At 64.1% G+C, this 21115-nt stretch carries 17 protein-coding genes and 1 tRNA gene; 12 read left to right on the forward strand and 6 right to left on the reverse strand.

Features of this window, described 5'->3' with window-relative positions:
- Positions 1-34 precede the first annotated feature (34 nt).
- A complete protein-coding gene (locus BSZ36_RS07495) occupies positions 35-679 on the forward strand; it encodes a signal peptidase II (protein ID WP_094547497.1) in 645 nt (214 codons plus the stop codon).
- 21 nt (positions 680-700) lie between these two features.
- Here the strand turns inward: BSZ36_RS07495 and BSZ36_RS07500 are convergent, their stop codons facing one another.
- Entirely contained in the window at positions 701-1759 is a 1059-nt protein-coding gene (locus BSZ36_RS07500; protein WP_094547499.1) for a carboxypeptidase-like regulatory domain-containing protein, read from the reverse strand.
- A 51-nt stretch (positions 1760-1810) separates the two neighbouring features.
- Between BSZ36_RS07500 and BSZ36_RS07505 the strand changes: the two genes are divergently transcribed.
- The 6 genes from BSZ36_RS07505 to lepB (BSZ36_RS07530) all read left to right on the forward strand — a co-directional run bounded on the left by BSZ36_RS07505 (position 1811) and on the right by lepB (BSZ36_RS07530) (position 8322).
- The gene (locus BSZ36_RS07505; protein WP_094547501.1) at positions 1811-2368 is read left to right on the forward strand and encodes a hypothetical protein; all 558 of its coding nucleotides are present in this window, start codon (positions 1811-1813) and stop codon (positions 2366-2368) included.
- Between the two features lie 26 nt (positions 2369-2394).
- Positions 2395-2961 (forward strand): hypothetical protein, encoded by a 567-nt coding sequence (locus BSZ36_RS07510; protein WP_094547503.1) that lies wholly within the window; start codon positions 2395-2397, stop codon positions 2959-2961.
- Between the two features lie 205 nt (positions 2962-3166).
- The gene (gene lepA, locus BSZ36_RS07515) at positions 3167-4978 is read left to right on the forward strand and encodes a translation elongation factor 4 (protein ID WP_094547505.1); all 1812 of its coding nucleotides are present in this window, start codon (positions 3167-3169) and stop codon (positions 4976-4978) included.
- Between the two features lie 74 nt (positions 4979-5052).
- Positions 5053-5859, forward strand: a complete 807-nt coding sequence (locus BSZ36_RS19320; protein ID WP_179271078.1) for a hypothetical protein — start codon at positions 5053-5055, stop codon at positions 5857-5859.
- A gap of 95 nt (positions 5860-5954) precedes the next feature.
- Positions 5955-7145, forward strand: coding sequence for a signal peptidase I (lepB, locus tag BSZ36_RS07525; protein ID WP_094547509.1), 1191 nt, complete (start codon positions 5955-5957; stop codon positions 7143-7145).
- Positions 7146-7161: 16 nt separating this feature from the next.
- The gene (gene lepB / locus BSZ36_RS07530) at positions 7162-8322 is read left to right on the forward strand and encodes a signal peptidase I (RefSeq protein WP_094547511.1); all 1161 of its coding nucleotides are present in this window, start codon (positions 7162-7164) and stop codon (positions 8320-8322) included.
- Between the two features lie 71 nt (positions 8323-8393).
- Here the strand turns inward: lepB (BSZ36_RS07530) and BSZ36_RS07535 are convergent, their stop codons facing one another.
- Positions 8394-10514, reverse strand: coding sequence for a hypothetical protein (locus tag BSZ36_RS07535; protein ID WP_094547513.1), 2121 nt, complete (start codon positions 10512-10514; stop codon positions 8394-8396).
- Between the two features lie 83 nt (positions 10515-10597).
- Positions 10598-11359 carry a cytidine deaminase gene (locus BSZ36_RS07540; RefSeq protein ID WP_094547515.1) on the reverse strand — a complete coding sequence of 254 codons (762 nt, stop codon included), beginning with the start codon at positions 11357-11359 and terminating at the stop codon, positions 10598-10600.
- 222 nt (positions 11360-11581) lie between these two features.
- Between BSZ36_RS07540 and BSZ36_RS20145 the strand changes: the two genes are divergently transcribed.
- Complete coding sequence (locus tag BSZ36_RS20145; protein WP_094547517.1) at positions 11582-12643, forward strand: tyrosine-type recombinase/integrase; 1062 nt, start codon at positions 11582-11584, stop codon at positions 12641-12643.
- 1025 nt (positions 12644-13668) lie between these two features.
- On the forward strand, positions 13669-15108 hold the full coding sequence (locus BSZ36_RS18895) for a hypothetical protein (RefSeq protein ID WP_143536806.1): 1440 nt from the start codon (positions 13669-13671) through the stop codon (positions 15106-15108).
- A 3-nt stretch (positions 15109-15111) separates the two neighbouring features.
- Here the strand turns inward: BSZ36_RS18895 and BSZ36_RS18900 are convergent, their stop codons facing one another.
- Complete coding sequence (locus tag BSZ36_RS18900) at positions 15112-16782, reverse strand: AAA family ATPase (RefSeq protein WP_143536807.1); 1671 nt, start codon at positions 16780-16782, stop codon at positions 15112-15114.
- 689 nt (positions 16783-17471) lie between these two features.
- On the opposite strand from BSZ36_RS18900, the gene BSZ36_RS07560 reads away from it, so the two are divergent.
- Both BSZ36_RS07560 and BSZ36_RS07565 read left to right on the forward strand, forming a co-directional pair.
- A tRNA-Leu gene (locus tag BSZ36_RS07560) sits at positions 17472-17556 on the forward strand.
- Between the two features lie 41 nt (positions 17557-17597).
- Positions 17598-17933 (forward strand): hypothetical protein, encoded by a 336-nt coding sequence (locus BSZ36_RS07565; protein WP_094547521.1) that lies wholly within the window; start codon positions 17598-17600, stop codon positions 17931-17933.
- Between the two features lie 13 nt (positions 17934-17946).
- On the opposite strand, the gene BSZ36_RS07570 is transcribed toward BSZ36_RS07565, so the two are convergent.
- Positions 17947-18816 carry a redoxin domain-containing protein gene (locus tag BSZ36_RS07570; protein ID WP_179271079.1) on the reverse strand — a complete coding sequence of 290 codons (870 nt, stop codon included), beginning with the start codon at positions 18814-18816 and terminating at the stop codon, positions 17947-17949.
- 7 nt (positions 18817-18823) lie between these two features.
- On the reverse strand, positions 18824-19165 hold the full coding sequence (ytxJ, locus tag BSZ36_RS07575) for a bacillithiol system redox-active protein YtxJ (RefSeq protein ID WP_094547525.1): 342 nt from the start codon (positions 19163-19165) through the stop codon (positions 18824-18826).
- 131 nt (positions 19166-19296) lie between these two features.
- Here ytxJ and BSZ36_RS07580 point away from each other — a divergent pair, with 131 nt between their 5' ends.
- Positions 19297-21111, forward strand: coding sequence for a M3 family oligoendopeptidase (locus BSZ36_RS07580; RefSeq protein ID WP_094547527.1), 1815 nt, complete (start codon positions 19297-19299; stop codon positions 21109-21111).
- Positions 21112-21115 lie beyond the last annotated feature (4 nt).

Raw genomic sequence — 21115 nt, forward strand, 5'->3', positions numbered from 1 at the left:
GACGCCAGAGGCCACCACTCCCCCGCTCTGGCTCATGCGCGCTCTCTGGTATACTCTCGCCATCGTCCTCGTGGATCAGGTCACGAAGGTGATCGTCAAGTCCACGATGCGGCTCGGCGAGTCGATCTCGGTCGTGGGCGACGTGTTCAAGTGGACGTTCACCGAAAACCCGGGCATGGCGTTCGGGATGGAGCTGTGGGACGGGGAGCCCATTGGCAAGCTGCTCTTGAGCATCTTCTCGGTCGTCGCGACCGTGGCCATCTTCTTCTACCTCCGCCACGTGCGGGACGCCCCGGCGGGGTACCGCGTCTCGCTCGCGCTGATCCTCGGGGGCGCGCTCGGCAACGTGATCGACCGCGTGTTCTACGCCGAGATCTGGGGCTACGGCCACATCTTCTTCGGCAAGGTCGTGGACTTCGTGCACCTCGACGTATGGAGCGGCTATCCGCCGGACTGGCTCCCCATTTGGGGGGGCAAGTACGTCGCCCTGTTCCCCATCGGCAACATCGCGGACCTCGCGATCATCGCGGGCGTGGTCGGCGTCCTGGTGACGCAGAAGGCGTTCCAGGAGTACGTCCACGACCGGAACCGCCCCGCGACGCCAGAGGCCGTCACCGTTGTGGACGAGCCCGTTGTAGCCGAGCCGCACACCGACCCGGCGCCTCCGCCGGTCGTGTAGCGGCGCCAGAGGCCTCTGGCGTCAGCGCGCGCTCGGCACGTAGTCCGTCGGCAGGAGATCGGCCACGCGCTCCCAGTCCCAGTAGCCATAGCGGACCACGTCGAGCGGGTCGAGCACCTGGCCGGATGGCGTGAGGCTCACGTCGCCGCCCTTGAGCACGAGGTATGAAACCTGCCCGCCGCCGCGGCTCCGCGCTGCGGTGGAACGTGGGTCTTCCTCGCGGAGATACCGGACGTGCCACGCGGCGGGAACGCTCAACCGGAGCACGCCGGGATCGACGACAGTGATGGCGTCCTGTAGTTGGTCCTCGCTGAGCGTCAGCGTGTTGATCGAGATCCGCGTGCCCGGCCGCGAGGTCGGCAGCACGCGGTAGCCTGCGGCGTAGGCGTCGCCAGAGGCCAGCCGCGCTGCGAAATGCGGCCACGAGCCGTTGTAAGCACTTTCGCGCGCCCGCTCCCACCGGCGCCTCTGGCGGCCCGTCCCCTCCATCTCGCGGAACGTGACCTCGCCCTGCCACTGCCACCGGTCCCCGGTAGAAGTGAACCGAAGGCCGTAGAGCGTCAGGCTGTACCCAAGCGATGCGTTCTCGACCTCCAGCGTAGCCTCGGCTTCCGCCATGAACAACCCGCCTTCGGACTCACGCAGGTCCAGAACCTCCGGGTTCAGAATGCGCACGCCTCTGGCGTTGCGCGACGTGCCGATAAACTCGCGCTCGAACCGCCGCAGCCGCTGGCGCCAGAGGCGCGGCTGCTCGCGCTCGACGACGGCCTCGCCGAGACTCAGCGTGGCAGGGCTCAGCCGAACCGTCAGGCCATCGGTCGGGAGCACGACCGGGCGCGTTTCGGTCTCGTATCCCACGGCCGAGATCACGAGCGTACGCGAGCCCGCCAGAGGCGTCACGAGCGCGAACCGGCCGTCGGCGTCGGTCGCGTCGCCGGTTTGGGAGCCGGCGAGAAGCACGTTGGCGCCAGGGATCGGCTGGCCGCTCTCGGCGTCTAGCACGACGCCGCTGGCGGCTTGAGCGTGCGCGCGGGGGAGCGCGAGGGAAAGCAGGATGAGGCAGGTCAACGCGATACGCATGGCGAAATGTAGAGCGCGACCCTAGCCTTTACGCCTGCCACCGCACCATCCATGCGCCTGCTCATTCTGCTGCTCGTACTGGCCGCCCCTGGCGCCCTGGCTCAATCCGAGTCCGACGCGCGCTCCCCGCGCACGCCAGAGGCTCGGCCATGGCGGGTTGCGGCCTCTGGCGGTCTCCATGCGGCGCTCGGTACGGCGGTCGCCGTTTCCGCGGACAAAAGCGTTCTGAGTCCTCTCGCGCTGGGCGTCCGAACGACCGCGTTCGGCGGCGGGGGCATCCCCGTTGATGATGGCGGAGGCCAGACCGGCGCGACCGGCGACGTGTACCTCGCTCTGCAGACGAACGGGCGCGTCCGCTTTCGGCTCATCGGCGGGCTTGGGCTCGGCATCCTGGAGGGATACTCGGGCGGCCTCCCGTGCGAGCCCGAGTTCGGAGCCTGCACCGGATCCCAAGGCTTTTCGGGCCTCTACACATATTCCATCGTCGGACTCGGGACCGACCTTCACCTCACGCACGCCGTCGCGATCGGCGCGGAGTACCGCGTGGACCCATCGTTTTCCGGCCCCAACGCGTCCACGCTGGATGCGGGCCTACGCCTCCGCTTCTGAGCCTCTGGCGCTGTTTCCAGAATCCCATGCGTCGGCTCTCCCTCGTCTTTCTTCTCGCGGTGTCCCACGTGGCTGCGCAAACAGCGCCAGAGACGCGGTCCACGGTCGCGCCAGAGGCCAAACCGTGGCGGGTTGCGGCTTCTGGCGGTATCGCGGGCCCGTGGCTCAACGCCGCAGTCTCGTTGAGCGCGGAGCGAACCGTTCGAGGCCCCGTTGCCGTTGGCGGTCGGCTCGCCCGCTTTGCTGAGAGCGACGTCGGGATCGACGATGGCGGCTCCATGACCGGGGGCTCCGGCGAGGTCTTCGCATCGCTAGCCACTCGCGGCAGCGGGCTCGGCCTCCGCGCGCTTGCAGGCCTCGGCGTAGCCGTCCTGGACTACGACGGGGGCGGCTTCGGGTGCTTCCCCGAGTTCGGCGACGTGTGCTCCCCGTCGTCCAGTTTCAGCGGCGCACGGCCGTACGCGGTTGTGGGATTGGGCCTGGACTACTACCCGCAGCGCAGCGTAGGCATCGGCGCGGAAGGGCGCGCAGCGCTCATGGACGGCCCCGCGAACGTGTCGTCCTTCGAGGTGGGCTTGCGCGTGCGCCTCTGATCCTCTGGCGCCAGAGGAGCGGCACGCCAGAGGCCCCACGCACCCAAGGCGCTGAGTGCCAGAGGCCTCTGGCGACGGGGCCTGCGCGCCACCGCGTGCCGGTGGCTCTAGCCCGCTGTACCGCTTCCCCGCTTCTTGGGCCTCCACAGGCACGCTCGGCGGTACTTTCGCGTTCGATCTCCCCTCGCACGTCCAACACCGCTCCGTGGCTTCGCGCATCCCGCAGGATAGGCTCCGCAACTTCTGCATCATCGCCCACATCGACCACGGGAAATCCACCCTGGCCGATCGCCTCTTGGAAGCCACAGGCACGCTTACGTCCCGCGAGATGCAGGCGCAAGTGCTGGACTCCATGGACCTGGAGCGCGAGCGCGGCATCACCATCAAGAGCCACGCGATCCGGATGCGGCACACCGCCGAGGACGGCGAGACGTACGCGCTCAACCTGATCGACACGCCGGGGCACGTGGACTTCACTTACGAGGTCAGCCGCGCGCTCAACGCATGCGAGGGCGCAATCCTGGTCGTAGACGCCGCGCAGGGGATCGAGGCGCAGACGATCTCGAACCTGTACCTCGCGATGGGACAGGACCTGGAGATCATCCCCGTCCTCAACAAGGTCGACCTGCCGAGTGCTCAGCCCGACATCGTCGCACAGTCCATCACGGACCTGATCGGCGGCGACCCCGCGGACGTGCTCAAGGTCTCGGCCAAGACCGGGGTCGGCATCGACGCGGTGCTGCAGGCCATCGTGGACCGCGTGCCGCCCCCAGGAGGAGACCCCGACGCGCCGCTGCAGTCGCTCATCTTCGACTCTACGTTTGACACGTACCGCGGCAGCATCGTGTACGTCCGCGTGAAGGAGGGCACGCTCCGCAAGGGGGACCCGATCACGTTTATGGCCACCAACGCGAAGTACAACGCGGAGGAGATCGGCTACCTCAAGCTGGGCATGGAGCCGATGCCGGAACTGACCCCCGGCGAGGTCGGCTACATCATCGGCAGCGTCAAGGACGTGCAGGACACGAAGGTCGGCGACACGGTCACGCACACGCGCGGCGGCGCGAGCGAGCAGCTCCCCGGCTACCGCGACGTGAAGCCGATGGTGTTCTCGGGCATCTACCCGACCGACTCCGCCGACTTCGAGGACCTCCGCGCCGCGCTGGAACGCCTCCAACTCAACGACGCCGCGCTCACGTACGAGCCCGAGACCAGCGCCGCGCTCGGCTTCGGCTTCCGCGTCGGCTTTCTCGGCATGCTCCACATGGAGGTGGTGCAAGAGCGTCTGGACCGGGAGTTCAACTTGGACATCGTCACCACGATGCCCAACGTTCGCTACTCGGTCGAGCTGACCTCTGGCGAGACCATCGAGGTCGAGAACCCGAGCGAGATGCCCGACCGGGGCATCATCAGCGAGATCCGCGAGCCGTATGTGACGGCGCAGATCATCACCCCGACCGAGTACATCGGTGCCCTGATGGGGCTGTGCCAGGAACGCCGCGGCACCTACATCACGCAGGAGTACATCACGACTGACCGCGTGGACCTCCAGTACGAGTTGCCTCTGGCGGAGATCGTCTTCGACTTCTACGACAAGCTCAAAAGCGTCAGCCGCGGCTACGCCAGCTTCGACTACGAGTTTATCGACGAGCGCACGAGCGACCTCCAGAAGCTGGACGTCATGCTCAACGGCGACCCCGTGGACGCGCTCTCGACGATCGTGCACAAGGACAAGGCCTACGACATGGGCCGCCGGCTTTGCAAGAAGCTCCGCGAGTTGATCCCGCGGCAGATGTTCGACGTGGCGATCCAGGCCGCGCTCGGCAACAAGGTGATCTCTCGCGAGACCGTGAAGGCGCTCCGCAAGGACGTCACCGCACGCTGCTACGGCGGCGACATCTCGCGAAAGCGGAAACTCCTAGAGAAGCAGAAAGAGGGCAAGAAGCGGATGAAGCAGATCGGCGCCGTCGAGGTGCCGCAGGAGGCCTTTCTCGCCGTCCTCTCGATGGATTCGTGAGTCGCCAGAGGCCCGTACACCCTCGGCCTCTGGCGCGCTGGCGGCCGGTTGGGAGCAGCCGGCTCCTGATGGCGGTGCTCGTCGCCCTCGCGTGCGTAGCCGGCGCGTCCGCGCCAGCGGCGCAGGACGTCGTGCAAATGTTGCAGGACGACGCCAACCGCGTGCGCTCCGCTCAGGCCGCAGCCGAAGCCGACCTCACGACGGTCCACCCGCTTCCTGTCCGCGCCTACCCGCAGTCCGACTGGGCCCTCCGCCGCCTCGACGCCGACGCGGAGCGCCAGAGGCAGCGCGAGGCCGACTCCCTCGCGGCGCGCGCCGATAGCCTCTTGCGGGCCTCGCGGCGGCTCACCGTACTCGATTGGGAAAAGACGGACCCCGGCGCACAGGAGCCGTTTCTGGAGGACTTCCGCGAGACGTACTGGAAGGCCGCTAGCGCCCTGATCCCGTCGCCCATCGACACGATGGGGACGCTGGAGTTGCGCACGAGGCTGACCCAGCTGTTCGGGACCCCGACGCGCAACGCGGCCGCCGCAGCGCAGGAGCGGTACCTCGGCAGCGAGTTCGTGCAGTTCGAGTACTGGTTCGTCGTCAACGACACGATCCCGCTGCTCGTCCTCGATACCGCCGGACCGTTCGGGCGCGGGCTGCTCATCGCTGGCCGGGAGTCGCAGTCCACGCTCATGCCGAAGATCAAGGCTGACCTATCGGCCCGGCTTCTGGCGGCGCCTGCCACCGTCCCGTATGTGGACTACTACCACGACTTCGAGCGCAAGCAGTGGTTCAAGACCGGCTTCGACGGCGAGGCCTACTTCACCGAACGCATCCGGACGCCCCGGTGGGCGCGCAACTTCGTCGACACGAAGTGGCTGATCCACCGCTGAGCGCCGCCTCGGCAGTAGCCCCAGGCCTCTGGCGCTGCACCGCTCGTACCATTCGGCCGCTTTGCTCGTAGAGCCGGCCCCCTCCCTCTCCGCCCGTGCCCAGTACCCCTCCCGACGCCTCGGTGACCCCTGACCGCCCGTCTCGCAAGAGGCCGGGGCGCACCACGCGCCAGAGGTCTGGCCGCAAGCCGGAAAAGATCAAGCCGACGTTCAAGGAGAACGTCTCGTTCTGGATCAAGGCGATCGTCGTCATCCTGTTCCTGCGGGCGTTCATCTTCGAGCCCTACCGGATCCCGTCGGAGTCGATGGAGGACACGCTGCTGGTGGGCGACTTCCTGATCGTGAGCAAGCTGCACTACGGGGCACGCACGCCGAACACGATCGGCATCCCGTTTACGCGGATCTACGTCCCCGGCCTCGTTTTCCCGCAGACGCGCCTGCCCGGGTTCTCGGAGCCCGCCAGAGGCGACGTGGCCGTGTTCAACTACCCGGCGGCGGTCGACGTGGAGCGGGGTGTGATCCCGGCAGACACGCCTATCGAGCGGCGCGCGCCATACATCAAGCGCATCGTGGCCGTGCCTGGTGACACGCTCGCGATGGTCGACAAGATGCTGATCCTCAACGGCTCGCCCGTGCCCCTCGGTGCGACTCTGAAGCAGCGCTGGCGCGCCTTCTCGGCCGATGGCGACCGGCCGACCGCTCGCGAGATGCTGGACATGAACGTGCAGTACCTGGAAGGCACGGACGGACAGGCAGCAGACGGCGTCCGTCAATTCGACATCACCACGACGCCCGGCGGCGCCCAGCTTCTGGCGGCGGACCCCGAAGTCGCGCGCGTGGAGCCGTTCGTGCTTCCGGACTCGATTTCCTTTAGCGATCCCCGCTTGTTCGACCCGCGCGCGATCGACCTCATCTACGACCCCGCCCTGGCGTGGAACGCGGACCAGTACGGCCCGCTCGTGGTGCCCGGTGTGGGCATGACCATCGACGTCACCGCCGAAACGATGGAGACTTATGCCGACGTGCTGGAGCAGTACGAAGGCGTCGAGGTCGCCGAGGCGCGCGGGGGCGGCTACCTCCTCAACGGCGTCGCGCGGGACACGTACACGTTCAAAGCCGACTACTACTTCGCGATGGGCGACAACCGCGACAACTCGGTCGACAGCCGCTACTGGGGCTTCGTGCCCAAAACGCACCTCGTAGGCAAGGCCGTCTTCAAGTTCCTGTCGTTCAAGGGCGAGTTCCCCTTTGTCCGTCCGAGTCGGTTTTTCCGCCCCATTCGCTGATGGGTAGCGGCGCCCTGTGAGCGACGATCCCACCCCGCAGCGGGCGCCAGAGGTCACGCCTCTGGCGTCGCCGCTCGTGCCGCGCTGGCGCGTGCATCCGCCGAGGATGGACGCGCACCTCGCGCGAGAGGCGGTCCCGCCTCTGGCGCCAGAGGCCACGGCGCCGGCCGTGCCGCACCGGAGCGGGTGGTCGGTGTTCCGCGTGATCGCGAGCGCGTTCCTAGCGGCGTTCCTCTTACGGGCCTGCGTGTTCGAGGCCTACCGCATCCCGTCGTCGTCGATGGAGCAGACGCTTCAGCCGGGCGACTACGTGTTCGTGAGCAAGCTGGGCTATGGGACACGCATCCCGGAGACCTTCCGGCTTCCGCTCTCGCGCCGGGAACGCGCGAACCCGATTCTGCCCGGCGTGCGCCTCCCCGGGATCGGCGCGCCCGCCAGAGGCGACGTGGTCGTGTTCCACTACCCCGCCGATGGCGGCCCGATCCACCGGCGGACGCCGTACGTGAAGCGGCTGGTGGGGCTTCCTGGCGAGGTCGTGGAGATCCGCGAGAAGCAGGTGTTCGCGGACGGCGCGCCCGTCGAAAGGGCGCCGACAGGACGCCAGTTCTGGGTGGTGCTCCTCGCAGAGCGCGCGTTTCTCCAACCCGACAGCCTCACTTCTGTTGGACTCACGGGGCGGATCGAGCGCGTGAGCGACCGCGAGCGGGTGATCGAGGCCACGCAAGAGGTCGCCGCCCGCGTGCGCCGCCTGCCGGGCGTCGAATCCGTCGAGGCGCTGGTGCGCCGCCCGGGCGACGGCAGCGCCGATTTCCCCGCCTCTGGCGCTTACAGCCTGGACGACTGGGGACCCGTCCGCGTCCCGTTCAGGGACTGGACGATCCCGCTCGACAGCGAGACGTGGAGCCTCTACCGCGCTGCGATCCTCAAGCACGAGCCTCTGGCGGTGGAGCGCGTCGCGGGCGGCTTCCGAGTGGAGGGCGTGCCCGCGGACTCGTTCACGTTCTCCCAGGACTACTACGTCGTCCTCGGCGATCACCGCGACGACTCGGCGGACAGCCGCTCGTGGGGGTTTGTGCCGGACACGCACCTCGTGGGCCGCGCGCGCCTCATTTATTTCTCGTGGGACCCCGAGTCTGGAAAGGCGCGCTGGGACCGCGCGCTGCACATCGTGCGGTAGGCGGTAGCGCTGAGCAGGCTAGGCCTCTGGCGCCAGAGGCCACACGTGTCGCAGCGGGATTGGCCTCCCTGCTACACCATGCCCGCGCGCTTGCGGACCACCCACTCGGTGGTGAGCAGGGCGACAATGATCGCCAGAAGCCACGGCAAGGCGAGCAGCGGCGTCTCCTCGACGCGCTCCACAGGACGGTCCGCGAGGCCGCCCGCTTCGCGGAGGCCAGCCAGCCACGGCGCGAGGCTGTCCAACGGAACCGTTCGCCCGCCGGAGCGCTCCGCCAGGAGCCGCATCAACCCCACGTCAGCCCCAGGTTCGCGGAACTCGACGCCCACCTCCCCAACGCCGAACACGGCGCGGTCCGACCCCAGGCGTGCGCCTCTGGCGGTGGCGACACCTTCGACGGTGTACGAGCCGGGCGCGAGCGAGCCTGCGTCGGCGACGTAGCGCCCGTTGCCGACGGGGCGCATGGGGAGTTCGACCGGCGCGCCGGCGCCGCGGATGGTGAGCGCGACCTCGGCATCCTCGACGGGTTCTAACGTCTCGGTGTAGACCTCCCCGGAGAGCGTGACCCTCTCGCGGGCGTCGAACAGCGCGCGGTCGGCGCGGATGCGGACCGGGCGGCGATCGCGGACGGCGGTGGTCCACCGCACGAGTCCCGACGTGAGGCCAGAGAGCACGGGCGCGAGCACGTCTAGGTCGGGCGGGAGCGTGCGCCAGCGCCAGAGGCCCGTGCCCAGGACCGCGGCGGAGCGGACGGCGCCCTGCTGCCGAACCGCCAGAAGCGGCGCGTCGAAGGTCTGCCCCCCGCGGCGCACGGCGAGCAGCGTGCGGGCGCCAGGCTGGAGCACCCACCGCGTCGTGCTGATCTGCAGCGGCGGGAGCGCCTGCAGCCGCGCCGGGTCCACGCCGGTCTCGCTCAGGATCGGGTGCGCCTCGCCAGCGGCCGTCGCGGCGGCGCCCGCCTCGACGAACGCCGAGCGGATCTGCGCGGGCTCAACGGGGAGCACGTCTCCAAAGGAGCGCCCCAGCGTGGCGAGATCGGTCTGGGTGCCCAGCACGAACAGGGTCGCCAGGCCGCCTCTGGCGGCTTCCGCGAGGCGCTCCACTTCAGCGCCAGAGGCCGCCCCGCCCGGGTAGCCAACGAGCACGAGGAGATCGAACGCCGTCAGGTTCGCGGGCAGCGGGCCCTCGTAGAACTGGCCGGGGCTGCGCTGCGTGCGCGTGGTCACGCGTAGTTGGCGGTCGGTTTCGAGGACCGAGCGCATCGCGACGAGATCCGGCCCCGGCCCGGCGCCGACGAGCAGCACGCGGCGCGCTCCGCTCAGCACGCGGACCGAAAACGTCTCGGTGTTGTTGCGCGTCGTGGCCTCGCCCGCAAGAGGCCCAACGGTCACGGTGTAGCGCCGGAGCCCCTCGCCGCTCGGCGTGATGTCGAGCTCGGCGGTCGCCTCGGCGCCAGACGGGGCCAACGCCACGCTCGTGCGGGCTACAACCGCCCCGCCAGAGGCAATGGTGACGGGCACGGTCTGCCCGTCGTAGCCCTGCTGCCGCACGCCGACGCGGACGGGCAGCGGGCTCCCGGCGTACGCGATCTCGTTGGTGACGACGCGCGCGAGCTGGATGTCGCGCGTGGAGAGGCTGTCCCCCGCGACGGCGGTAAAAATGGGGACCGGGAAACGCTCTGCCAGGGTGGCGGGACTGCGGCCCTGCGTCACGCGGCCGTCGGAGACGAGGAGCACGCCGCGGAGATTCCGCCCCGCGAAGTCGGCTTCGATGCGCCCGAGCGCGCTCGCGATATCCGTCCGCGGATCGACAAACGCGAGGCTGTCCCGCGAGACCGGCGCGGCATCGGCGCCGAAGCCGTAGAAGCGGAGCGCGTCATCATCGGGGAGCGCGCCCAACGCCTCCCGAACGGCGGCCTCTGGCGGCCCGACGCCCAGCGTCAGGCTTTCGCTCTCGTCCACGAGCACGGCGAGAAGCGGCGCGTCGCCAGAGGCGGAGATCGAGCGCCAGACCGGCCCGAAAAGCAGCAGGAGAACGAGGAACAGCGCGGCGCTCCGAAGGGCCGTCAGGACGCCTCGCCTCCAGCCCGTGACCGTAGGCGTCGTGCGGCCGTAGGTCCACCACGCGAGCGCGGCGGCGAGCAGCGCGCAGAGCGCGAGAAGCCAGGGAGGAGCGGCGAGGGCGAGGTCCACGGGTCAGCGGCGGCCTCTGGCGGCGCTGCCAGAGGCGGGTTCAACGACGTCTCGCGCGCGTTCGTGCGGCATCGTCCGGTGCGTCATCCCAGGAGACGGTCGGCCTCGAAGGCGCCCGGCAGCAGGTCGGCGGGCGTCGTCACGATGGGCGCGCCGTCGCCGTTCCAAATGTGGACCTCCGCCTGAGGCGCGTGCTCAGCGAGAAGCTGTCGGCAGCCGCCGCACGGCGTCGCCCCGGGGGCTTTGGGGCAAGCGAGCCAGATGCGCGAGATCGCGCCCGCGCCAGAGGCGACGGCGGCCGAAAGCGCGACGCGCTCGCCGCACAGCCCGCGCGTCCAGTCGGCGGCGTGCTCCACGTTGGAGCCGGCCACCCAGCCGCTGGCGGTCTCGAGCACGCACCCAACGGGGAAGTCGGAAACCGGCGCGTGGGCGTGGGTCGCGGCACGCAGCGCGGCGTCGAACGGGTCGCCAGAGGCCTCCACAACTGCAGAGATCGGGGCCTTGGATTCGTGAAGAGCGACCCCGTCAACGGCCGCGATCTCGCCGTCGAAGGCCTTCCAACGGCGGCGCGTGTCCTCGGAGAGGAACGTGAGTTCGGACGGCGCCAGAGGCCGGCTCGCGGCAACGGCGACGATGTCGGACCGGCCGGCGGCGCGCGTTCGTGCCCAGGCGGCCTGCAATGCGGGAATCGTCAGCGGGTACGAGGCGCTTTCGATGCGCGCCCCAGTCATCACCGAGCCGTCGGTGAGCAGCAGCGCCACCCCGACCGGCGTGTTCGAGAACGGGACCACCGCTTGGCTTGCGGTGCGGCGGGCGATCTGGCGAAGGGCGTCGTGTGGATCCATCGCGCAAGGTACCGCCCGACGTCCCTACCTTCCGCCGCCCCGCCGGGGTGGCGAAATGGTAAACGCAGCAGACTTAAAATAGTCTTCAGGCTCTACCTCACCATATGGCAGAATCGCCCAAATCCTTCGGATTTAGCCGATCCGTTACAGATTTCGGGCCTTGCCCACTACGATTCGTAGCAATGCCGTAGCAGTTTTTGTGCGCTCGCATCCATTTCCCAAATGGCGAGCCTAATCCAGCAAGACGGCCTCTACTCACTACAGTTCTACAAGGCCGACCGATCCCCGAAGCGGAAGCGCGTCCCGCTCCGCGTACGTGTCAAGCGAGACGCTGAAACGATCCGACGCAAGCTGGAACGCGATTACTCGGTCGGGACCTTTGATCCGTGGACTGATGATCCCCTGGCTTACGATAGGAAGCCGCTGAAGCCAGAAGGGATTGCGGAGGCTTCAGAAGCGTTCTTCGATGCCAAGAGCCATAAAGCTTCCCTCACGCTCAAAGACTATCGCAAGGTCATTAGCCGATTCGTGCTCCACGTAGGGCCTAGCACGCCCGTAGGCCGCGTTACTGCTAAAGACGTGGAAGAATGGCTAGACAGCACTGAGGCGAAGGATGTAACTCGGCACGCCTACTGCCGCAACCTTAAGGTCTTTTTCCGCTGGGCGCGGAAGGAAGGGCTGACTGACGTTGTAGCGACTGAGAACGTTCGGCTTAGAAAGCTCCCCCGCAAGTATCCGCGCTTCCTGACCCACGCTGAGGTTGAGCGCTTTGCAATAACGGTTCGAAGAGAGGCGCGTAGCGTGCAATGGCTAGCTGACTTGGTTGTTTTCGCCTGCCACACTGGATTGAGGCGGAGCGAGCTAGTCAATCTTCGGTGGGATGCCGTTGACCTCGATAGCGGAATGCTAACCGTTGCGAACACTGAATCTTTTAGGACGAAGAGCGGCGCTGACCGAAAGGTCCCTCTCTCCGAAACGGCTAAGGCAGTCCTAGGACGGGTAGAAGCGGCTCCTAACTGCGAATACGTGTTTACGTGCTCCAATGGCAAGATCAGCCCCGACTATTTATCTCAAGCCTTCAAGAAATATGCGACCAAGGCTGGGCTCAAGGGAGTACATCTCCATCACACCCGACATACTGCGTGCTCTTGGCTAGCACAGAGAGGTGTACCGATTGAAGCAATTCGCAGATTCGCAGGACATTCAACCATTACCGTAACAGAGAGATACATGCATCTAAGCGACAGCATGTTCAGCAGTAGTATTCGTAAAGCACTCGCATAAAAACAAGCACGCACCTATTGATTAACCCAGTGGTGTCTGCACGAACGATACCAGGGCAGCGGGGCATCTTCCACAGAATTGGGAGATGCCCCAAATTATGAGGGGGTGGGGGCATTGGACGGTGGGGGGTGCCGCTCTTGCGTTAGACCCTAAAACACGAGGGGGCGTTAACTCCATCTTGAAACGCGGAGCCTTCCAGCCCCCTCATGCGCCGTTCGAGCAGGGGTTTAGGTCCATCCGTGGTGGTGTCGCCTTAGTGCTAGACAAGCGCTTAAGAGCTGAGTGGGCAGAGAGTCTACCGACTGCCGCAAGCGAAGCGGCGCGGAGGCTACCCGTCGCTTAGAAGAGACTGATGTGTAAGGGGGAGCCGAACGTATCGATCACTATCACATTCGATAAGACGGTAAGGAGAACCGTACCAGGAGAGGCGAGCGAGGAAGAAGTCATGCCCTCGGCGCTATTGCCCTAAGAGTTACCGCGCTCAACCGATGCCGCCAATAGCCGACACAGTCCAGAATACTAGACAATTGTTTTTTGCATGACTTAGGCGAGGCCCCTGCTCGGTGAAAACGTGTATTTCAGAAGAGCCAAATGGTGGAACGCACATTGCATAGACCGATTGCAGTCATACCCAACACTAGCAGTCCGCTATGCACCACGCTACACCGAAGAATCGACAGATCGCCGTATCGCGCCAGAGGCCGCAACCCGAAAAGGAAGGGGGAGGCCAAGGGGGAAGGAAGGCAACAGGGACACAAGGAGGAACAGGGCACCCCACCCCCCAACACAAGGCAGGACGCACCACGCTATGTATCGGTGCTCAACCCGAGCCTCTGGCGCCCAAAATCGCTCCAAAATCGTCCCTAGAGGTCGATTTAACTACGTCCAACGAGAGCACACCCGCTGTAATAAGTGTACCGAAGCAGCACACTCACGCCACCACTAATACCAAACCGACAAATGACTACACGGAGTACAAACCTCCAAGTACCCGCCCCTACACACGTATACACCAACGTGGTACGGTGCCTAGCGCGTTTCGCGCCCTAGCAATTGAGCGTCACCCAGAGATAAAGCACAACGCCGACTACGCCCGTCTCTTCGGCGCCTTGCTGAGCCCGAACCACAAAGGCGAGACAAAGGACGGTCGGGCCGCCATCGTTCTCCCTGGTACTGTTCTCGCAGGCTGTATGGGATCTGAGAGGGAGTACGTCAACGGAAGCCTTGCAGGGGCCGACAGCACAGGAAGCGTCCTTCACCGCTTCAATAAAGACGTGTTCGGCGGAGCACTTGTAATAGAGGAGAGCAATTGGGCGGAAGGCTTAGCCAGATGCGTGCCTGTGGACTCCATTGAGGCCTGCATAGACAAGGACGTTCTTGACGGGTGGGCCTCCCTCCCACTCCCCCATGAGTCTCCAGACCGCGTCTACTTTGATACTGGAGCGGGATTCTCTGCGACAAGTAGGAGCCGAGAGAGAAGTCGAGCGCGATCCATCCTAGCTGGTAGAGAGGAACCCGAAGCTCACTGCGACTTGGCAGCCCGAGTCGGTCGCTACATGAACAGCTTGCCTGCTCATTACTTCGAGCGACTGGATTTTGCCCCTGCTGAGGATGCAGCGCGCGCGCTCGACAACCCTAGGGCGGCAGCTGACCAATTGAGACTTCTAAGGGCGATCAAAGACCAGCCACAGCCGTTCTACGGCTACTCTAGGCACTCGCCCCGAGTCTGGGGCATTGGACAGGCTATTACAGGCTTGCATCACACTGTGAGACGTGCGTTCATGCCCGATGCCGTAGAGCTTGACCTTAGCTCCGCTCATTTCGCTATCGCCGCGAAGGATTGGGGACTCCCCGACCTATACGACTTCCTCTCTACAGGTCAGTCCCTGTGGATGCCCCTGTTGGAGCATGTAGGGTTACCGCCCGAACTGAGGTTCAAGAAGGTCGTCAAGAGCGGTAGCTATGGAGTCGTCTACGGCGCTGGGGAGCGACGGATCATCTCGGATATGCAAGCGGAACACGAAGCGCTCACAGGCTCCCAGATGCCCGCCGAGCAAGCATCCCGACTCCTTACCCACCCTCTCATTCGGGAGACGCTAGAGGGGCGCACACGAGAGCTTGAGAGCATCCGAGAGGCGATTCGTGACCGTGGCTACGTGCTAGACTGCTTCGGCAAGCAAATCAGCCGTGGGAAAAACGGCTTCGGCCATGCCAACGAGCGTGACTTTAGCCGTTCCATCCTCGCGCAATTGAATCAGGCTCGTGAGCTACGGCTCATGGAGCCACTTCTAGAGTTGGCTGAAGCTGAGTCTAGGAAAGCGCGTCCAAACTGGCGAATCGTGCTCTGGCAACACGACGGCGTGAGCATTCGAGCAACTAGACGCACAGAAAAAGTTATCGAGCAAATACAGCTCATCTGCCGCTTGCGCAGAACGGACGACTACCCTACACACCTACATGGCTAAGAGCTAACCAGGAATAACAGGACATATGGATATAAATGCGTCCCTTACGCCGCTGCAATGATCCGACGATAGATATCTCATAATTTGCTCCTCATATGACACAACACTAAGGCCCAGACCGCTTGCCACTGCATATAACGCACCCTTTTTTGCAGAGTATAGCTTCAACATATTGTCTATATCACCGCTTGCTATATAAGCGTCTACAGTAGCACTCACATCTTCAATCATTTTGTCCAAATCTACGCTGTTATATACGCTTGCTACATTATGTCTTAGACTATCAGCGTCGGCATGACCCAATCCTATGCTTCTGAATTTTTCCCTAACACTAGAAGCAACTGCATTTGCGACTATTCTATCTCTGTTTTCCTTAATCTTCTCCTTGACACCCAATATTATATGATCCATAGCTTTAGATGCCTGATCTTTTGTATACGAAGCGCATTCCATGAATGCCTCTATAACCACCCTTGAGACGAGCAAGTTTTCTACCTTATACGTGTTAATAGCATAGATGCCCTTCGCCTCAAGACTAGATATATCCATATCTGTTCTAAAATCTCTATCTATTATACCAACAGGCTTAAGCCTATGCATATGGTCCATACCTCTTAAAGTATTTGTATAGTTAATCACACTCCTAGCACCACCCCCACTTGGCAGAACTGTAAAGTCACTATAAACGACTGAGTATATTTTGTAATCCCAGCTATCATAATCGCCTTCTACTAATACAACAGATTCCCTGCTTCCCTTAACTCTCAGCGAAAGCAATTCTGGGAGTCCATCAACATTATCGAACTCTTCCCAGTCCCAAGCCTTCCCATTATATCCTTTTACCCATACATTCACTGCATTCCTTCTTGAAACAGCAAAATCAAGATCATGAGTCACGTACACGAACACGCAATCATCTCTTTCGGATTCCAGTAGATCAAAAATTTTGTTTTGTATTACCTTATGAAGATGCAGTTCTGGTTCATCAATTATGATCACAGATGACTTCGGGGCGGTCACCACATGGCCTATCAGGTAAAACCCAACCCTTTCCCCATCACTCATATCCGAAGCCCTATAAGACTCCTCTTGCTTGCCATCGTGTATCACTCTAGGCTCGTTAGATGACATCACAAACTCCTTAAGAGGGAATATAATACTCCACAGTCTTTTAACGTTGTCTAAAAGTGTTTCCGCTGGCGCTTCCAAAGTCGCATCCTCTTCTAGATTCGTATAACTCTGCAAAAAGTCACTAGCCTTCGCAGTGTAATCTGAATAAAGAACATCTAAAAGCTGTTGATAATCATCTAGCGCTCCAACAAAGTAATCACCACCGTACTTGACATTTCTTTTACTTTGATCTAGATTTTTCTTAGTATATGATCTATAAGAACTTAGAGAACCGTGTTTTATACTATAATCTAACATTAGACTATAATCAGACTCTTTAGCTAAATGCGTCAGTGTAGGAAACTTTATAGATTTTTGTGCACTTATCCTTTTGACAATAACATTCGATTGAGCATTTATCTCTATCCATGCGCCCATTCTTGTTTTTCCCGATCCGTTTGCTCCAGTTATCACCACCTGTTTCCCGCTCACATCGATCTTGTTATTCGACTGATTGGCAGATGTTGACACGGGAAGCATGATCTCCACAGCACGCTCTGTCATTTTTTATTTTTGCCTCGTTAATGTATTGACGGTCGCAGCTGCGGGACTCACCCGCACCAGAGACTCGCTTGGCACAAGTTAGCCTTGAACTACTAGGAAAAGCTCACATCTAGCATGGGCGCAGCCATTTACACTTGAGCATCTAATTCGACGGGAAGTGTAAAGCGTCAACGCCCCGCAAATGCCCCTAGCGGCTTCCTGTGGCGTATTTCGATCCCGCCAGAGGCTTAACGACTTGAGCGACATTGTAAAGCCGTAAAGTTTTGCGCGAAGCTCGGCCTCTGGCGCCAGAGGCGAACGGGCGGGCCTACTCCGTCCGATGGGTGAACTGGGTAGGCTGGGTAGGGCTTGCCCCCTGGTTATGGTTCACGTGCTAGACTTCGGGCTCATGTAGATCTTCGAAGCGATACATTCCCATACTCATAAACGTCGAATCTAGCCCAATAAGCCCGATTATGCCTGGCCTTTGGCGCTGACCATAGTTACATTCGGGATGTGAGGGACCCCCTGACCTAGCGAGGCACCTGAGCCCGCTCGATTTGACAACCTGAGCGCACACTACATGACGGCACACGCCCTCTTGCTAAAGTCACAAGTCAAGGGCCGCTGTGCTACGGGTCGTAGCAGTATCGTAGCAGCCTAGCACGATCTCCCCTCGTTTGAGGTGGTGAAACGCGCTAGATGCCCCTGTCGGGGTGGCGAAATGGTAAACGCAGCAGACTTAAAATCTGCCGGAGCCTCCGCTCCTTACGGGTTCGAGCCCCGTTCCCGGCACTTCCGCCAGAGGCCTCTGGCGCCCCCTTCCCCACCCGCACATGATCCCGATCACCGTCTACCTCCAGACCCCCGACGAAGGCGAGCCTTACCGCCAGCTGTTCCAGCAGCAGTTCTACGAGGTGCCGGCGGTCGGGAGCTTGGTGCGCGTGTTCGTCGCGGACCGGGTGGACGTGTACGTCGTGCAGGAGATCTACCACGACTTCCGCTCCGGCCCGCAAGGCCCGTCCCCGCTCCCCATCTCCATCGTGGTCACGACTCCGAATACCGACTCGCCGAAAGAGGCGGAGGCACGGGCGCACTCCGAGATCGATGGCGCCTGGGGGAGCGAGTTCCAAGGGTTCGCCCGCGAGACCAACAGCCCACGGTTGGGCTAACGAGCGCCGGCCGCTATCCGATCGCGCGGCGGCGGTTGGGAAGCCGGCTTTCCGGTTCGTCGACCTCTGGCGCGAACGGCTCGGCGTCCGGGTCCGCCAGCGGCGAGGCGTCTTGCACCACGTAGACGGTCTGGAAGCCCCACTCCACCGCCCACGTCGCCGCCTCTGGCGCGTCGGGGCCTGCGAGGATAACCGGCGTGAGCGCGTTGACCGGCAGCACGTCCGGCGCGAAGTCCTCTAGCGAGCAGATGTAGGCGTTCGGGATCGCGCCGTCGGCGCTCTGCTCCTGCGCGGAGCGGAGGTCGAACAGCGCCGCACCGTCGCGCACCTTGCCGGCCACGGCCTCTGGCGCCAGAGGCTTCGGGTCGCGGGATTCGGAGGCCGAGGCCATCGGCATGTCCACCTCGTCGACTTCGAGCAGCGCGCTCGCGGCGAGGTTAAAGAACTGGTCCGTCGTCGTCACGTCCTCAGAGCGCGAGCGCAAGCGGCCCTCGGCGTCGATCACGACGACGAGCGGACGGCCGGCGTATCCGTACAACTCGGCGATCTCGGCGCCGGGGTCTGCAACGGTCGCGAACGGGAGGCGGAGGCTCCCCACGTGCTCGTCCGTCACGGCGCCAACGACGAGCGCGCCAGCGGCCTCCAGGTCCAGGTGCGCCTCGCGCAGGCCGTCCCACGTGCCGTCATCCGACGGGCCGAACTGCAGCACCACCGGCCGCCCGGCGGCATCGGCGAGCGAGAACGTCCCGCCGGGACCGGTCATCACCCACGTGGGGGCCGCGAGGCCGGAGGCCGAGGCCTCTGGCGTGGGCGTGTCCGCATCGGTGCACGCCGCCAGAGGCAGCGAGAGTGAGGCGAGGAGCAGGAATCCAGAACGGGTCACAAAAGGGTTAGGCGGCGTTCTGCGCGGCCTCGCGGAGATCGGCGGTCTTGATGCGGTGATGGTTGAACACGCTTGCAGGCTCCCCATCCTTCAGGATGATCGCCTGCGGGGTCTCGTGCTGGACGTCCAGCGTTTCGGCGATGTAGCCCGAAAGCTCGCGGGCGTACTGCACCACGACGGCGTACAGCTTGGGGTCGCCCTCGCCTTCTAGGCCAACAAACTGCTCCTGGCCTCTGGCGGAGATGGGGCACGCCACGGAGTGCTTGAGCAGGGCGACGGGGCCATCGTGCGACGCTTTGAGCATCGCGTCGACGTCGTCTTGAGTCTTGAGTTCGGTAACGCTGGCCATGAGGGGGCTGTCGATTCAGAGGAGACCGGGGGCCGGGCAGACGTAGCTTCCACAAGCGCTGCGCCGGAAACACAATGTAGGCGCCAGAGGCCCCGTTTGCGGCTCTTTTCTTGCTCACACCTGATTTGTTCATGTCCTCCACCGAGGCCACACCCGCCCCCACCTCCACCGGTGCCGAAGCCGTCCGCTGGGACCTCACCGACCTCTACCCCTCCGTCGAGGACCTCGACGCGGCCCTGCTCGCGACCGAGAGCGACGCCGCAGCGTTCGGTGACATGTACCGAGGCCACATCGCGTCGTTAGAGGCCGAGCCTCTGGCGATGGCGCTCCACGCCCTCGGCGAGATCTACGACCGCGCGGGCCGCGCCTACACCTACGCGTACCTCGCGTGGAGCGTAGACACGGAGAACGCTGCCAGCGGCGCGCTGCTGCAACGCGTGCGCGAGTCGTACACGCGCATCAGCCAGTCGCTGCTCTTTTTCGACGTGGAGTGGGCCAAGATGGACGAGGCCCGCGCCAGAGGCCTGCTGGACGCCGAGCCGCTGGCGCCCTACCGTCACAGCCTGGAGCTCAAGCTGGACGCGCGCGATCACGTGCTCACCGAGCCCGAGGAGAAGATCCTCTCCGAGAAAGCCGTCACGGGCTGGAGCGCCTGGAACCGGTTCTTCGACGAGACGCTGGGCGCCGCTCGCTTCTCTTTCGAAGGCGACGAGCTGCCGCTTCAGAAAGTGCTGACGCGCCTGCACGACGCCGACCGCAACGTCCGCCGCCGCGCCGCAGAGGCGATCTCCGAGGGCCTGGAGGACCTTTCGCGACCGCTGACCTACGTGTTCAACACGATCCTGGCCGACAAAGCGAGCTCGGACACGCTCCGCGGCTACCCCTCGTGGGACGCCTCGCGTCACGAGTCCAACGAGACCGACGCCGCGAGCGTGGACGCGCTCATCACGGCCGTGACCGGCCGCTACGAGCTCGCTCAGCGCTTTTACGACCTCAAGCGGCGCCTGCTCGGCCTGAACGAGATGAAGGACTACGACCGCTACGCGCCGCTCGGCGAGGCGGACCGCTTTGTCCCGTTCGACGAGGCCAAGGCAACCGTTCTCGACGCGTACGGCGACTTCCACCCGGAGATGGGGCGCATCGCGGAGATGTTCTTCGATGGCTGGATCGACGCGCCGCCCGCTCCGGGCAAGCGCGGCGGGGCGTTCTCGCACGGCGCCGTGCCCAGCACGCACCCGTACATCCTGCTCAACTACGACGGCAAGCTCCGCGACGTGTCCACGCTTGCGCACGAGTTGGGCCACGGCGTGCACCAGTACCTCTCGCGAGACCAGGGCGTCTTCCACGCCGATACGCCGCTTACGACCGCCGAGACGGCCAGCGTCTTCGGCGAGATGCTCACCTTCCAGCGCGTGCTCAAAACGCTGGACAACGACGCGGACCGACTCGCGATGCTCGTCGAGAAGATCGACGACACGATGGCGACGGTTTTCCGGCAGGTGACCATGAACCGTTTCGAGGCCGCCATCCACGAGCACCGGCGGGTCACGGGTGAGCTGACGCCAGAGGACTTCGCGCAGCACTGGATGGAGACGCAGCGCGCGATGTACGGCGACGTCGTGGAGCTCGGCGAGGACTACGGCAAGTGGTGGAGCTACATCCCGCACTTCGTCCACACCCCTGGCTACGTCTACGCCTACGCGTTCGGCGAACTCCTCGTGCTCGCGCTCTACGACAAGTACCTCGAGGTTGGCCCTGCGTTTGCCGAGCAGTACGTGGACCTCTTGCGTGCGGGCGGCTCGGACTACCCGCACGTGCTCGTCGGCGCGCTCGGCATCGACCTCCGCGACCCCGGCTTCTGGGACCGCGGGCTCGACGCCATCGCGGCTCTCGTCGATCAGGCCGAGGCCCTCGCGGCCCGGCTTACGCCAGAGGCCTCCGCCTGACCCC

It is taken from the genome of Rubricoccus marinus (genome assembly GCF_002257665.1).
In the GTDB taxonomy this organism is placed as follows: Bacteria; Bacteroidota; Rhodothermia; order Rhodothermales; family Rubricoccaceae; genus Rubricoccus; species Rubricoccus marinus.